This window comes from Luteimonas fraxinea, assembly GCF_021233355.1.
GTDB classification, from domain to species: Bacteria; Pseudomonadota; Gammaproteobacteria; order Xanthomonadales; family Xanthomonadaceae; genus Luteimonas; species Luteimonas fraxinea.
Map to the genome: position 1 here is coordinate 1,224,235 of NZ_CP089507.1, position 13,201 is coordinate 1,237,435.

At 69.3% G+C, this 13,201-nt stretch carries 12 protein-coding genes; 6 read left to right on the top strand and 6 right to left on the bottom strand.

Features of this window, described 5'->3' with window-relative positions; genetic code table 11:
- Window positions 1-50: 50 nt before the first annotated feature.
- Both LU699_RS05515 and LU699_RS05520 read left to right on the top strand, forming a co-directional pair.
- Entirely contained in the window at window positions 51-764 is a 714-nt protein-coding gene (locus LU699_RS05515; protein ID WP_232134159.1) for an HAD family hydrolase, read from the top strand.
- Between the two features lie 13 nt (window positions 765-777).
- Window positions 778-2,139, top strand: a complete 1,362-nt coding sequence (locus LU699_RS05520; RefSeq protein WP_232134158.1) for a leucyl aminopeptidase family protein — start codon at window positions 778-780, stop codon at window positions 2,137-2,139.
- 7 nt (window positions 2,140-2,146) lie between these two features.
- Here the strand turns inward: LU699_RS05520 and LU699_RS05525 are convergent, their stop codons facing one another.
- Window positions 2,147-2,572: a hypothetical protein gene (locus tag LU699_RS05525; protein ID WP_232134157.1), complete on the bottom strand. Its 426-nt coding sequence runs from the start codon at window positions 2,570-2,572 to the stop codon at window positions 2,147-2,149.
- A gap of 180 nt (window positions 2,573-2,752) precedes the next feature.
- On the opposite strand from LU699_RS05525, the gene hglS reads away from it, so the two are divergent.
- Window positions 2,753-4,120 carry a 2-oxoadipate dioxygenase/decarboxylase HglS gene (gene hglS / locus LU699_RS05530; protein ID WP_232134156.1) on the top strand — a complete coding sequence of 456 codons (1,368 nt, stop codon included), beginning with the start codon at window positions 2,753-2,755 and terminating at the stop codon, window positions 4,118-4,120.
- A gap of 78 nt (window positions 4,121-4,198) precedes the next feature.
- On the opposite strand, the gene LU699_RS05535 is transcribed toward hglS, so the two are convergent.
- The 5 genes from LU699_RS05535 to LU699_RS05555 all read right to left on the bottom strand — a co-directional run bounded on the left by LU699_RS05535 (window position 4,199) and on the right by LU699_RS05555 (window position 9,749).
- Window positions 4,199-4,819, bottom strand: a complete 621-nt coding sequence (locus LU699_RS05535) for a response regulator transcription factor (RefSeq protein WP_232134750.1) — start codon at window positions 4,817-4,819, stop codon at window positions 4,199-4,201.
- 68 nt (window positions 4,820-4,887) lie between these two features.
- On the bottom strand, window positions 4,888-6,075 hold the full coding sequence (locus LU699_RS05540; protein WP_232134155.1) for a sensor histidine kinase: 1,188 nt from the start codon (window positions 6,073-6,075) through the stop codon (window positions 4,888-4,890).
- A gap of 56 nt (window positions 6,076-6,131) precedes the next feature.
- Entirely contained in the window at window positions 6,132-7,991 is a 1,860-nt protein-coding gene (locus tag LU699_RS05545; protein ID WP_232134154.1) for a CIA30 family protein, read from the bottom strand.
- A gap of 31 nt (window positions 7,992-8,022) precedes the next feature.
- Complete coding sequence (locus LU699_RS05550) at window positions 8,023-8,793, bottom strand: ABC transporter permease (protein WP_232134153.1); 771 nt, start codon at window positions 8,791-8,793, stop codon at window positions 8,023-8,025.
- Window positions 8,793-9,749: an ABC transporter ATP-binding protein gene (locus tag LU699_RS05555; RefSeq protein WP_232147803.1), complete on the bottom strand. Its 957-nt coding sequence runs from the start codon at window positions 9,747-9,749 to the stop codon at window positions 8,793-8,795. Before LU699_RS05555 ends, LU699_RS05550 begins: the two co-directional genes overlap by 1 nt.
- A 246-nt stretch (window positions 9,750-9,995) precedes the next feature.
- On the opposite strand from LU699_RS05555, the gene LU699_RS05560 reads away from it, so the two are divergent.
- From LU699_RS05560 to LU699_RS05570, 3 genes are read left to right on the top strand one after another with little or no spacing between them, the layout of a single operon-like run.
- Window positions 9,996-11,243, top strand: coding sequence for an efflux RND transporter periplasmic adaptor subunit (locus LU699_RS05560; protein WP_232134151.1), 1,248 nt, complete (start codon window positions 9,996-9,998; stop codon window positions 11,241-11,243).
- A 44-nt stretch (window positions 11,244-11,287) separates the two neighbouring features.
- Window positions 11,288-11,980 (top strand): ABC transporter ATP-binding protein, encoded by a 693-nt coding sequence (locus tag LU699_RS05565; protein WP_232134150.1) that lies wholly within the window; start codon window positions 11,288-11,290, stop codon window positions 11,978-11,980.
- 25 nt (window positions 11,981-12,005) lie between these two features.
- Window positions 12,006-13,163 (top strand): ABC transporter permease, encoded by a 1,158-nt coding sequence (locus LU699_RS05570; protein ID WP_232134149.1) that lies wholly within the window; start codon window positions 12,006-12,008, stop codon window positions 13,161-13,163.
- Window positions 13,164-13,201 lie beyond the last annotated feature (38 nt).

A 13,201-nucleotide genomic window follows, 5' to 3' on the forward strand; every position in this document is an offset into this window, starting at 1 on the left:
AGCCCAGGACAACTGCAAGAGCGTCAGAGCCCACCCGTTACAATGGCCCCATGACGTTCCCCATCCGCGCCATCACCCTCGATCTCGACGACACCCTCTGGCCGTTCGCGCCGATCGGCGCGCGGGTCGAGCAGACGCTCGATGCGTTCCTGCGCACGCACAGCCCCGCGACCGCGGACATGTATCCGATCGAGAAGATGCGCGATCTGCGCACGCGGGTGTTCGCGGACAACGCACATCTGATGCACGACCTGTCCGCGCTGCGGCAGTTGACCATCGAGCACGCCCTGCGCGACAGCGGCGGTGATCTCGGGCTGCTGGATGCCGCGTACGAGGTGTTCTACGCCGAGCGCAACAAGGTCGAGTACTACCCCGACAGCCTCGCCGCGCTCGAGCGCATCGCGGCGCGGGTGCCGGTGGCGGCGGTGACCAACGGCAACGCGGATCTCGATCGCGTCGGCATCGGCCATCTGTTCGCGTTCACCCTGGGCTCGCGCGAGCACGGCGTGGCCAAGCCCGACGCGAGTATTTTCCACGCCGCCTGCGATCGACTCGGCTGCGCGCATGGCGACGTGCTGCACGTCGGCGACCACATCGAGATGGACGTCGCCGGCGCCGCGCGCGCGGGTCTGCGCACCTGCTGGATCAATCGCGAGGACCGGCGCTGGGAACATCCGACGCTGACGCCCGATCTCGAATTCGACACGCTCACCGCGCTCGCCGACTGGCTCGATGCCATGCCGACCACCGCCGACTGCACCTGACCCTGGCGTTCCCATGACCGACACCACGATCGACCTCTTCGCCACCGCCTCCCAGGACGCGCGTGCGCTGCACATCGTCACGCGCGACGGCTACGCGGCCTGGCGCGACACGCAGCCGGCCGTCGTGCAGGCCTGGCTCGATGCGCAGGCCTTCGACGCGGCGCCCGGTACGTTGGCGCTGCTGCCCGGTGACGGTGGCCTCGAAGGCGCGGTGATCGGCATCGGCGACGCGCTCGATCCGGACAGCTACGCGCATGCGGTCTACGGGCTGCCGGAAGGCGACTGGCGCGTGGCCGGTGCGCACGATGCGGCGACGCTGCAGCTGGGCTGGGGGCTCGGCGCGTACCGCTTCACCCGTTACAAGACGACGGCGCGCAAGCCGGCTCGACTCGCGGTGGACGCGGCCGATGCCGAGACCGTCGACGTCATCGCCGCGACCACACGCGTGCGCGATCTGGTCAATACGCCGACCGAGCACATGGGCCCGGAGCAGATGGAAGCGGTGGTCCGCGAGATCGCGCAGGCGCACGGCGCGCGCTTCGACAGCATCGTCGGCGACGCACTGCTCGAGCAGAATTTTCCGGCGATCCACGCGGTCGGCCGCGCCTCGCATCGCGCACCGCGCCTGCTGCATCTGACCTGGGGCGACGCCGCACATCCGCATATCGCGATCGTCGGCAAGGGCGTGTGCTTCGACACCGGCGGGCTCGACCTCAAGCCGGCCGACGGCATGCGCAACATGAAGAAAGACATGGGCGGCGCGGCGCATGCGATCGCGCTGGCCGAACTGGTGATGGCGCGCAGGCTGCCGCTGCGCATCACCCTGCTGGTGCCAGCGGTCGAAAACGCGATCGGTCCGGACGCATTCCGCCCGGGCGAAGTCATCGCCACGCGCCAGGGCATCAGCGTTGAGATCGACAACACCGACGCGGAAGGCCGTCTGGTGCTGTGCGATGCGCTGACCTTCGCCGGCGAGCAGTCGCCGGACACGATCCTCGATTTCGCCACGCTCACCGGCGCGGCGCGCATCGCGCTGGGCCCGGACCTGCCGGCGCTGTTCTCCAACAACGATGCACTGGCGAACGCCTGGATCGCCGGCGGCGAAGCAACGCGCGATCCGATGTGGCGCATGCCGTTGTGGCGGCCGTATCTGCGTTATCTCACCAGCGGCATCGCCGATCTCGCCAATGCCGGCTCACGCATGGCCGGCGCGGTCACCGCGGCGCTGTATCTCGAACGCTTCGTGCCGGCGGAGACGCCATGGGCGCATCTCGATACCTACGCCTGGAACGACAGCAGCCGCGCGGGCCATCCGCAGGGCGGCGAGGCACTGGGCCTACGCGCGGCGTGGGCGCTGCTGAAGTCGCGCGTCTGAGGCTGCGTCAGCGCAACCAACCGCGACGCGCGGCGCCGCGCACGAACAGCCACATCGACGCGACCACCAGGATCAGCAGCAGCGGCAGGCCCAGCCCGCGCAGGCCGGTCAAGGCCCAGACCGGCGTCAGCGCGTAGCTGGCGACCATCTGCACGACGATCGCGATGAACGACACCCGCAGCGCGGGTTCCGCCCAGCGACGCGCGAACAGCAACGCGATCGAACCGGCCGAGCCGGCCAGCGTCGCCAGACCGAACACGCCGTAGATCCACATCGGCATCGCCGCATTGATCTGCTGCTGGTCGAGCGGCAGCGCGGCGCGCTGTTCGGGCGTCATCGACACCTGCAGCACGAACACCAGCAGGCCGAACAGGTTCCACAGCAGCGCGGTCAGCGCGACCACGCGGGCGCCCAGCGGCATTGGAGTCTGCATCGGTCGGTCCTCGGTGTGCGCGGCGGTGGCATAGCGTAGCAGCGGCGACACATGCGCCTGCCGGCCACCCGCTGCCTGAAGCGGACACGACGCGCATGCCTACGAGGTTCCCGCGGCGGCCGCCGACAGGCGAAAATGGGCGCTTCGCCGGGCAGCGCCCGGTCCTTCGCCCGGTCCCCGATGAACGCTTCGACGCCGCTGTCCCCCGACGAGATCCGCAGCCTGTTCGCGCAGGCGATGTCGCGCATGTACCGCGACGAGGTGCCGCTGTACGGCACGCTGATGGAACTGGTGTCGGAGGTGAACGCCGCGACGCTGGCGCGCGATCCGTCGCTGGCCGCGCGTCTGCAGCGCAGCGATGCGCTCGACCGGCTGGACGCGGAACGTCACGGCGCGATCCGTGTCGGCACGCCGCGCGAGCTCGCGACGCTGCGTCGCCTGTTCGCGGTGATGGGCATGCATCCGGTCGGCTATTACGACCTCGCCGTCGCCGGCGTGCCGGTGCACGCGACCGCGTTCCGTCCGGTCGATGCCGCGGCGCTCGCGCGCAACCCGTTCCGGGTGTTCACGTCCCTGCTGCGTCTCGAACTGATCGAAGACGCCGCGCTGCGCGACCAGGCGGCCGCGGTTCTCGAAGCGCGCGAAATCTTCACCCCGCCAGCGCTCGCGTTGATCGAACGCTTCGAGCAGGCCGGTGGCCTCACCGCCGGCGAAGCCGCCGAATTCGTTGCCGAAGCGCTGGAAACCTTCCGCTGGCACAGCGAAGCCACCGTGTCGCACGCGACTTACCAGGCGCTGCTGTCCGCACATCGCCTGATCGCCGACGTGGTCTGCTTCCGCGGCCCGCACATCAACCATCTGACCCCGCGCACGCTCGATATCGACGCCGCGCAGGACGCGATGCAGGCGCGCGGCATCGACGCCAAGGCGGTGATCGAAGGCCCGCCACGTCGTCGCTGCCCGATCCTGCTGCGCCAGACCAGCTTCAAGGCGTTGCAGGAGCCGGTGCTGTTCCCCGCCGGCGACAGCGCCGACGCCGGCACGCACACCGCGCGCTTCGGCGAGATCGAACAGCGCGGCCTCGCGCTGACGCCGAAGGGCCGCGCGCTCTACGACAGCCTGCTCGCACGGGCACGCGATGCGGGCGGCGCCGGCAGCACCGGCGACTACGGCACGCGCCTGGCCACGGCATTCAATGATTTCCCGGATGACGACGACACGCTGCGTCGCGAGGGCCTCGGCTACTACCGCTACGCGCTGACCGATGCGGGGCTTGCGGATCGGTCAGCCGTTGCACGCGGCAGCGTCGACGATGCGATCAGTATGGGACTCGTGACAGCAGACCCGGTGGTCTACGAAGACTTCCTGCCGGTCAGCGCGGCCGGCATCTTCCAGTCGAACCTTGGCGGCGGCGAACAGCGCGCGTTTGCGGCGCAGTCGAATCGCGATGCGTTCGAAAAGGCGCTCGGTGCACAGGTGCATGACGAGTTCGAGATCTATGCGCGGATCGAGCGGGAGTCGCTGGTAGCGGTAGGGCTGGCGACGTAAGAGCGCTCGACTGTTCAGCCCTCCCCCGCCTGCGGGGGAAGGCGCGTGTTGGTCGCACGCGTCAGGCGGTGACGCCGCCTACAACCACCCCTTCTGCCGCGCCAGCCGGTACGCCTCGATCCGGTTGCCGACGCCCAGCTTCCCGATCGCTTCCGACAGGTAATTGCGCACGGTGCCGTGCGAGAGCTTCAGCTGCGCGGCGATCTCGCTGGCGCTCATGCCCTGCCCGGCGAGTCGCAGCGTCTGTCGTTCGCGCTCGCTCAACGGGTCGGGCTCGCTCCAGGCTTCCAGTGCGAGTTGGGGATCGATCGCGCGGCCGCCGTCGTGGACGCGGCGCAGGGCATCGGCGAGTTGTTCGGCCGGTGCGTCCTTCAGCAGATACCCGCCGACGCCGGCATCCAGCGCGCGGCGCAGGAAACCCGCGCGGGCGAAGGTGGTGACGATCACCACGCGGACCGGGAGTTCGTGGCGCTGGATGCGCTGCGCGAGTTCGAGACCGGTGAGGCCGGGCATCTCGATGTCGGTGACGAGGATGTCGGGCGACAGGCGCTGCAGTTCGCGCCAGGCCGATTCGCCGTCGCCGACGCTGCCGACCACCGACAGATCGTCTTCGAGATTCAGCAGCGCCGTCAGCGCGCCGCGCAGCATCGACTGGTCCTCGGCGATGAGGATGCGGAGCGGCGCTTCGGACGTGGGCATGCGCGACATGGCAGTGACGGTAGCAGCTGGACGACGGTCGAAAAGAACGGAGGTGCGTGCGTTGCGGATCAGCCGGCAGCGCCGAGCGGAATGCGCGCATCGATCCGCGTGCCGTCGGCCCCGCTGTCGATGCGCAACTGCCCGCCCAGTGCTTCGATGCGCTCGCGCATACCCGACAGACCATTGCCGGGCACGATCGCGCCGCCGCGACCGTCGTCGCTGACCTGCAGCCGAATCGCGTCGCCTTCGCGCGAGAACTGCGCCTGCGCCGTGTGCGCATGCGCGTGGCGCTGCAGATTGGTCACCGATTCACGCAACGTCATCGCCAGCGCCGTCTCCACCGCAGGCGACAGGCCGGCGCCGGCAACGTCGGCATCGAGGCTGTAGCCGAAGGCCACGCCGTCGGTCTCGAGCAGCAGGCGCGCGGATGCGAGTTCGGCTGCCAGCCCCGCAGCGCGGATGCCGCTGACCGCCTGCCGCACCTGGGTCAGCGCATCGCGGGCGATGCCGCCGACTTCGCCAATCTCGCGCTGGGCGCCGGCAGGATCGCGCTCGACGAGCCGCGCGGCGAGATCGGCCTTCAACGCGACCATCGACAGCGTGTGGCCGAGCAGATCGTGCAGATCACGGCCGATGCGTTCGCGCTCGCCGACGGCGGCCAGCCGGCGCACCTCGTCGTGCGACAGGCGCAGCGCGGCGTCCTGCCGGTTCTTCAGCCGCTCCACGTGCACCAGCAGGCCGATCATCACCGTCGTCACCGGCATCCAGGCCAGCGCCGCCCAGGGATAGCCGAGCACGCGCGCCCAGGTCATCAGCACCGCGTTGAAAACGATCAGCGCGAGCACGTAACGCCATACCGACGTGCGCGACAACGCGCCGAGGAACACACAGCCGAACACGAAGTAGCTGAGGCTCGACACGTACCAGGGCAACAGCGTGAAACACAAAGCGATCATGCCGAGCGCGCACCACGGTGAGCGGCGCGCCGGCAGCAACAGCGCACCCGCGTACAAAGCGATGAAGAGCGGGTACGACAGCAGGGTGAGCAGCAGCCAGCGCAGGTCGTAGCCCTGCGGCGAGAAGATCGGCACGACGAACACCCACACCGACCACAACACGTGGATGCCTTCGCTCCACGCCGGCCGGCCCTGACGCAGCGCGCAACCGATGATCGAATCCGGCGCTGGTCGCAGACCGGCGAAGGTCCGCAGCGGTGTCGGGCTCGGGAGCGTGTCCATATCGCGCAGCCTAGCCATCTCAGGAGTCCGTCAGAAGTGGCGGCTGTTCTGCGCCGTACCGGTCGGCCTGCATTTCAGCGCAGCTCCACGTCGTCGAGTGCGAAGGCGAACGTGCCCTCCGGCTGACCGGCGGTCCACGCGATGCCACGCACCTGCGACAGGTCCGCGCCGGCGAATCCGTCGAGCGGCAGTCGCACTTCGGTCCAGCCACTGCCGGCCTCGAAACTCTGCACCGCCGGCATCGCGTTCGACGATGCGCCGGAGAACAGCAGGGCGCTGTAGCGGCGCCCGTCGCCGCGCACGTGGAACACGAGTGTCTTGCGCGACGACAGATCCGCGGGCTGCATCGCCTGCGCGGCCGGGAAGAAGATCACGCCCGACCACGGGAACGCGAAGCCCGGCTTGATTTCGCCGGTGACCGACAGCGCGCCGGCCGAACCGTCCGCGCCGCCGTCGATGCGCGCGTGCGCAACGGACGAGGCGCCACCGGCCATCTGGTCGGTGGTCGGCGCCCAGCTGCCGAAGCGGGCGTCGAGTCCGGTTTCGAAATCGCTGATGCGGGTGTCGTCCGGCACGGTACCGGCAGATGCTGCGGCCGCTGACCGCGTGCGTTCGACGCGCGCGCCGTTCTTCCACACCGTGTCGATGCGCCGCGTCGCGGTGATGTCCTCGAGCGGGTTGCCGTCGACCAGTACCAGATCGGCGCGCAGACCCGGCGCAATGCGACCGCGGTCGGCGATGCCGAAGCGCGTGGCCGGCGCGGACGTCGCTGCGACCAGCGCCTGCTGCGGCGTCAGCCCGGCCTGCACCAGCAATGCCAGTTCGCCATGCAGGCTCGCGCCCTGGGCGGTGCCGGAATTGGGGGCATCGCTGCCGGCGAGGATCGTCACGCCTGCCGCGTGCAGCCGACGCACGCTGTCGATCGCATCGGTAAAGCGCGCCGGCTTCGGTGCGGTGGACATGCGCGCGCCAAGGCTGTCGCGCTGTTCCGGCGTCAGCCACGGCGACAGTGCGGGATCATCCGCGAGCTGCCGGCCCGCATCAGCACCGGCCACCGAGGCGATCACCACCAGCGTCGGCACGACGAACACATCGCGACGCGCGACCTCGACAACGAAGGCGTCGTCGACCACGGCATCGTCGGTAACGTGCACGAAGCCGTCGATGCCGGCATCCAGCACCGCCCGGGCGCTGGCCTGCGTGGACACGTGGGCGACGGCGATGCGCTTCTGCGCATGCGCGGCATCGACGACGGCGCGCACCTGCGCGGCGGTCAGGGTCGGCAACCTGCGCGTGCCGCCGTAGCCGCTGAGATCCTCGACGATCAGCTTGATGAAGTCGTCGCCTTCGGCCACGCGGGCGGCGATGAAGGCCGGGATGTCGGTGTCCGCATCGACGGTCGGCACCGGAAATCCGAACTGCGTGCCGTGCCCGCCGGGCGCGGTGATCGCATAGCCCGCAGCCCACAGATCGGCTTGCGTGGTCGGCGCGGTGGACTCACGTTGTGCGCGCAGTGCCGGCAGACGGTCCGGCATGCCGTGCATGTCGAGCCCGGTAGTCACGCCGAAGCGCAGCATGTCCTGCTGCGCGTTGCCCCAGGCGTGCACGTGGGCGTCGATCAGACCGGGCAGCAGCGTCTTGCCGTCAGCATCCACCACGGCGACGCCGTCCGGCACCGCGACATCGGCGCCGACCGCTTCGATCAGCCCGTCGCGCACCAGCACCGTGCCGCGTTCGATGACGTCCACGCCATCGAAGATGCGCGCGTTGCGGATGGCGAGCCGGCCTTCGGTCACCGGCGCTGCCGTCGAATCCGTCGCCTGCTCGCGCCCGGCGACGGCGACGGCCACGGCGGCGCCGAGCACCGCCACCAGTGCCACCACCGCCGCGACGCCGGGCCAGCGACGCTGGCCCTGTCGATCCGTCTGCGTCATTGCGTTCTCCCCGAAAGTGAAGCGGATGATCTCAGACCGCACGCGCCAGGCGGCGCAGCGCGAGCACGCAGCAGGCGACGGTCACGACGGTCAGCACCAGCAGATGCAGCCACAGCGGCGCCGTGCCTGCCTGGCCGGTCACGCCAAGCGCGACCTGTGCCAGATGCCAGGCCGGCCACAGCGGCGCGAGCGTCGCGAATACCCCGGGCAGCATCGACAGCGGCAGCCAGAGGCCGGACAGGAAGGCCATCGGCAGGAACAGCAGGTTGACCCACGCCGGCGCCGCATTCGCGCTGGCGATGCTGCCGAGCAGCAGGCCGATCGCGCAGAACGGCAGCGCGCCGAGCACGGTCACCGTCCACAGCAAGGCCCATTGCCCCGCCGTCATGGACACGCCACCGAACACGACCGCCAGCGCCGCGAGTTCCAGCACGATGACCAGCGCGAACAGCATCGCGATCAGCAGCCGCGACACCAGCCACGCACTCGGCGGCGCCGGCAGCGCACGACGCAAGGCGAAAAAGCCGCGCTCGCGGTCGATCGCCAGCGTCACCGCGAAGCCGAACAGGCCCGCGCCCATCGCGCCGAAAACGCCGTAGGTCGCGAGCAGATAACGCGCCGCCTCGCCGCTGCCGCGCCCGCCGAGCAGCAGGCCGAACATCACGTAGAACAACGCCGGAAACAGCAGCGTCGGAATGATGTACATCGGCTCGCGCAGCAGCCGCAGCAGTTCGCAGCGCGTGTCGAGCAGATAGCAGCGCCAGAGGTTGACGCGTGTACCGGTGTCGAGTGTCGTGTCCATCACGCAGCCTCCTGCTTCGAACCAGTCATGCCGTCGGCGGTCGCCGTCATCGCCACGAAGGCCTCGACGAGGCCGGCGCGCTGGACTTCGAGATCGCCGAGGCGCGGATCCGCATCCAGCAAACAGCGCAGCACGGATTCCGCCTGTTCGGCCATCACCACCAGCTGCCCGTCAATGACATCGGCCGAGCGCACGCCTGGCCACGTCGCGACGACATCGGCAGGCACAACGCTCTTGCAGCGGATGCGTCGCTGCGCGACCTGCGCCCGCACCGCGCCGACGCTGCCGTCGGCGCGCACGCGTCCGGCATCGAGCACGACCACGCGATCGGCCAGCGCTTCGGCTTCTTCCAGATAGTGCGTGGTCAGCAGAATGCCGACGCCGTCGGCGACCAGGCTGCGGATCGCGCGCCACACCTGCTGGCGCGCGCCGATGTCGAGCCCAGTGGTCGGTTCGTCGAGAAACAGCAGCTTCGGTCGCCCGCACAGCGCGAGCGCGAACTGCACGCGGCGCTGCTGCCCGCCCGACAGCCGGCCGTAGCGCCGGTCCAGCAATCCGTCGAGTCCGCCCAGCGCGACGCAGTCGGCGACGCTGCGCGGCTGCGGATACCAGCTGCGTGTCAGCGCGAGCAGCTCATCGACACGCAACCGCTCGGGCAGCTGCGCCTGCTGCAGCATCACGCCGATGTGCCGGCGCGCTTCGAGATCGGACGGATGCCGCCCGAACAGCGTGACCTCGCCTGCATCGGCCGGCTGCAGGCCGAGCAGGATCTCGATCGCGGTGGTCTTGCCGGCGCCGTTGACGCCGAGCAGCGCGGTCACCTGGCCGGCAGGCAGCGCGAGATCCACGCCGTCGAGCGCCTGCACGGCGCCGCGGCGACGACGCACGCCACGCAGGCTGGCCAGCGGCGTCGACGTCGCTTTCAAAGGGTCTGCAGTGAACGGGACTGGGCGCATCGCGGTTCCTCCGGGTTGCGTGCAGTCTCGGGTGGCGCACGCCGCGCGGTCAGTCGCAGGCGTCATCCACTGCAGGTGACAGCCGTCAGGTGACCGCCGTGCCCGATGCGCGCAGACTCGGCCCGGCCCGCCAGTGCGGATGCGTCGTTCGGCGCCCCGTCGGAAACTGACTTCCGGCAGGTTGGATCGCCCGACCCCCGCGGTCACACTCGCGCCTGTCGTCACGTCCTGCTTTCCATGGAACCCATGAATACCAAGGCCGACCTGCTCAACGAACTCCGCATCGACCGCAAGGCGCCGCCCGAGCCGCCACGGCGGCGTGGCCTGTGGATCGCCATCGCGGTCGTCGTGCTGCTGCTTCTGCTGGTCGCCGGCTGGGCGCTGTTCGGACGCGATGGCGGCGTCGAAGTGCGCACCGCGCCGGTGGTCGCGATCACTGCCGGCGGCGCGAATGCATCAGTACTCGACGCCACCGGCTACGTCGTCGCGCGTCGCACTGCGACCGTGTCCTCGAAGATCACCGGCCGCGTGCGCGAGGTGCTGATCGAGGAAGGCCAGCGCGTCGAGGCCGGCGACATCATGGCGACGCTCGATCCGATCGACGCCGATGCGCAGCGCAATCTGTCGGCTTCGCAGCTCGCCGCCGCGCGCAGCCAGACCGGTAGCGTGCAGGCACAGCTGGCGCAGGCCGAGGCCGAGGCCACGCGTCTGCAGTCACTGGTCGCGCAGCAGCTGGTCTCGCGTTCGCAGTTCGACCAGGCCGTCGCCCAGCGCGATGCACTGCGCGCGCAGCTGGTCACCGCGCAGCGCAACACCCAGGTCGCCTCCGATTCGCTGGCGATCGCCGATCTCGGAGTCGACAACACCGTCGTGCGCGCGCCGTTCGCCGGCGTGGTCACCGCCAAGGCTGCGCAGCCGGGCGAGATCGTCTCGCCGCTGTCGGCCGGCGGTGGCTTCACCCGCACGGGTATCGGCACGATCGTCGACATGGATTCGCTGGAAGTCGAAGTCGACGTCGGCGAGGCCTTCATCGGTCGCGTGCAGCCGAAGATGCCGGTCGAGGCGACGCTCAATGCGTATCCGGACTGGAGGATTCCCGCCGAGGTCATCGCGATCATTCCGGCCGCCGACCGCGGCAAGGCGACGGTCAAGGTGCGCATCGCGATCAAGCAGAAGGACGCGCGCATCGTGCCGGACATGGGCGTGCGCGTGAGCTTCCTCGAAGCGCCGAAGGCCGCCGATGCGCAGCAGCCCAGCGGCGTGCGCGTGCCCGGCTCAGCGATCGTGCAGCGCGACGGCGCCGATGTCGCCTTCGTGCTCGGCGAGGACAACACGGTGACGCAGCAGGCGCTGAAGACCGGCGTCGCACTCGGCGACGACCGCCAGGTGCTGTCGGGCGTCAACGCCGGCGACACCGTCGTGCTCGATCCGCCCGAGACGCTGGCCGACGGCGCGAAGGTGCGCATGGCCGCCAGCGACGCCGACACGCGCTGATCGCACCCCACATCCACCGAGCAGCATCCAACCCGGAGTGCGCCATGTCGTCCCTCGTCAGCATCCGCAACCTGCACAAGACCTACCAGCGCGGCCCGGAAAAGGTCGACGTGCTGCACGGCATCGATCTCGATATTCCGCAGGGCGATTTCGTCGCGCTGATGGGCCCGTCGGGTTCGGGCAAGACCACGCTGCTGAACCTGATCGGCGGGCTGGACACGCCGACCTCGGGCGAGATCGAGATCGAAGGCGAGCGCATCGACCGCATGAGCGCCGGCCAGCTGTCGAACTGGCGCAGTCGCCACGTCGGCTTCGTGTTCCAGTTCTACAACCTGATGCCGATGCTCAACGCGCAGAAGAACGTCGAACTGCCGTTGCTGCTGACCACGCTTAGCGGCGCGCAGCGCAAGCGCAATGCGGAAATCGCGCTGACCCTCGTCGGCCTCGCCGACCGTCGCACGCACAAGCCCAACGAACTGTCAGGCGGCCAGCAGCAGCGCGTGGCGATCGCCCGCGCGATCGTGTCTGACCCGACCTTCCTGATCTGCGACGAACCCACCGGCGATCTCGACCGCCAGAGCGCGGAGGAGATCCTCGGCCTGCTGCAGGAACTCAACCGCGAGCACGGCAAGACAATCGTCATGGTGACCCACGATCCGAAGGCTGCCGAGTACGCGACCCACACGATCCACCTCGACAAGGGCGAGCTGGTCGACACGCCCATCGGCGCGCACTGACTCACGCTTCTTCGGAGACCACACGATGAAATACCTGTCGCTGGTGTGGGCCCAGCTGTTCCGTAGCAAGACGCGGACACTGCTGACGCTGCTGTCGGTGGTCGCAGCGTTCCTGCTGTTCGGCATGCTCGATTCGGTACGCGTGGCCTTCAATGCCGGCGGCAGCGTCGACGGCGCGAACCGGCTGATCGTCGCCTCGCGCCTGTCGATCACGCAGTCGCTGCCGGTGCGTCTGCAGGCGCAGATCGAGTCGATTCCCGGCGTGCGCAAGGTGACGTACGCCATGTGGTTCGGCGGCATCTACCAGGACCAGCGCAACTTCTTCCCGAACTTCTCCGTCGCGCCGAACTTCTTCGACGTCTACGGCGAGTACGACGTGCCGCCCGACCAGCTGCAGGCCTTCCGCGACACACGTACCGGCGCGGCCGTGGGCGAAGCGCTGGCCAACAAGTTCGGCTGGAAGATCGGCGACACGATTCCGATGCAGGCGACGATCTTTCCGCGCGGCGGCAGCAACGACTGGCCGCTGGAGCTCAAGGCGATCTTCCGCGCCAAGGACCGCAGCAACGTCGGCGCCGAGAACCAGCTGATGATGAACTGGAAATACTTCGACGAATCCAACGACTACATCAAGAACCAGGTCAGCTGGTTCACCGTGCAGCTGTCGAACGCCGACCAGGCCTCGCGCGTGGCGCAGGCGATCGATGCGATCTCGGCGAACTCCGATCACGAGACCAAATCGCAGACCGAGTCGGCCTTCCAGCAGGCGTTCGCCAAGCAGTTTGCCGACATCGGCCTGATCGTCACCGCGATCATGGGCGCAGTGTTTTTCACCCTGCTGCTGCTGACCGGCAACACGATGGCGCAGGCCGTGCGTGAGCGCATTCCGGAACTCGCGACACTGAAGACGCTCGGCTTCACCGACGGCACCGTCCTGGTGCTGGTGATGGTGGAATCGGTGCTACTGGTGGTGATCGGCGGGCTGGTCGGCCTCGGTCTCGCGTCGGCGATCATGCCCGGGGTGAGCGCAGCCAGCGGCGGCGTGATCGCGCTGCCCACGGTGCCGGCGCAGACCTGGCTGATCGGGCTCGGCCTGATGATCGGCATCGGCATCATCGTCGGCGTGTTGCCGGCGCTGCGTGCGCAGCGGCTGAAGATCGTCGATGCGCTCGCGGGGCGCTGACGTCATGGCCCATCGCACTTCTTTCCGCTGCACGACGA

Bases quoted from the DNA above. Each gene is read 5' to 3' on its own strand.
- LU699_RS05515 (WP_232134159.1), top strand. From the start codon at position 51: ATGACGTTCCCCATCCGCGCCATCACCCTCGATCTCGACGACACCCTC.
- LU699_RS05520 (WP_232134158.1), top strand. From the start codon at position 778: ATGACCGACACCACGATCGACCTCTTCGCCACCGCCTCCCAGGACGCG.
- LU699_RS05525 (WP_232134157.1), bottom strand. From the start codon at position 2,572: ATGCAGACTCCAATGCCGCTGGGCGCCCGCGTGGTCGCGCTGACCGCG.
- hglS (WP_232134156.1), top strand. From the start codon at position 2,753: ATGAACGCTTCGACGCCGCTGTCCCCCGACGAGATCCGCAGCCTGTTC.
- LU699_RS05535 (WP_232134750.1), bottom strand. From the start codon at position 4,819: ATGCCCACGTCCGAAGCGCCGCTCCGCATCCTCATCGCCGAGGACCAG.
- LU699_RS05540 (WP_232134155.1), bottom strand. From the start codon at position 6,075: ATGGCTAGGCTGCGCGATATGGACACGCTCCCGAGCCCGACACCGCTG.
- LU699_RS05545 (WP_232134154.1), bottom strand. From the start codon at position 7,991: ATGACGCAGACGGATCGACAGGGCCAGCGTCGCTGGCCCGGCGTCGCG.
- LU699_RS05550 (WP_232134153.1), bottom strand. From the start codon at position 8,793: ATGGACACGACACTCGACACCGGTACACGCGTCAACCTCTGGCGCTGC.
- LU699_RS05555 (WP_232147803.1), bottom strand. From the start codon at position 9,749: ATGCGCCCAGTCCCGTTCACTGCAGACCCTTTGAAAGCGACGTCGACG.
- LU699_RS05560 (WP_232134151.1), top strand. From the start codon at position 9,996: ATGAATACCAAGGCCGACCTGCTCAACGAACTCCGCATCGACCGCAAG.
- LU699_RS05565 (WP_232134150.1), top strand. From the start codon at position 11,288: ATGTCGTCCCTCGTCAGCATCCGCAACCTGCACAAGACCTACCAGCGC.
- LU699_RS05570 (WP_232134149.1), top strand. From the start codon at position 12,006: ATGAAATACCTGTCGCTGGTGTGGGCCCAGCTGTTCCGTAGCAAGACG.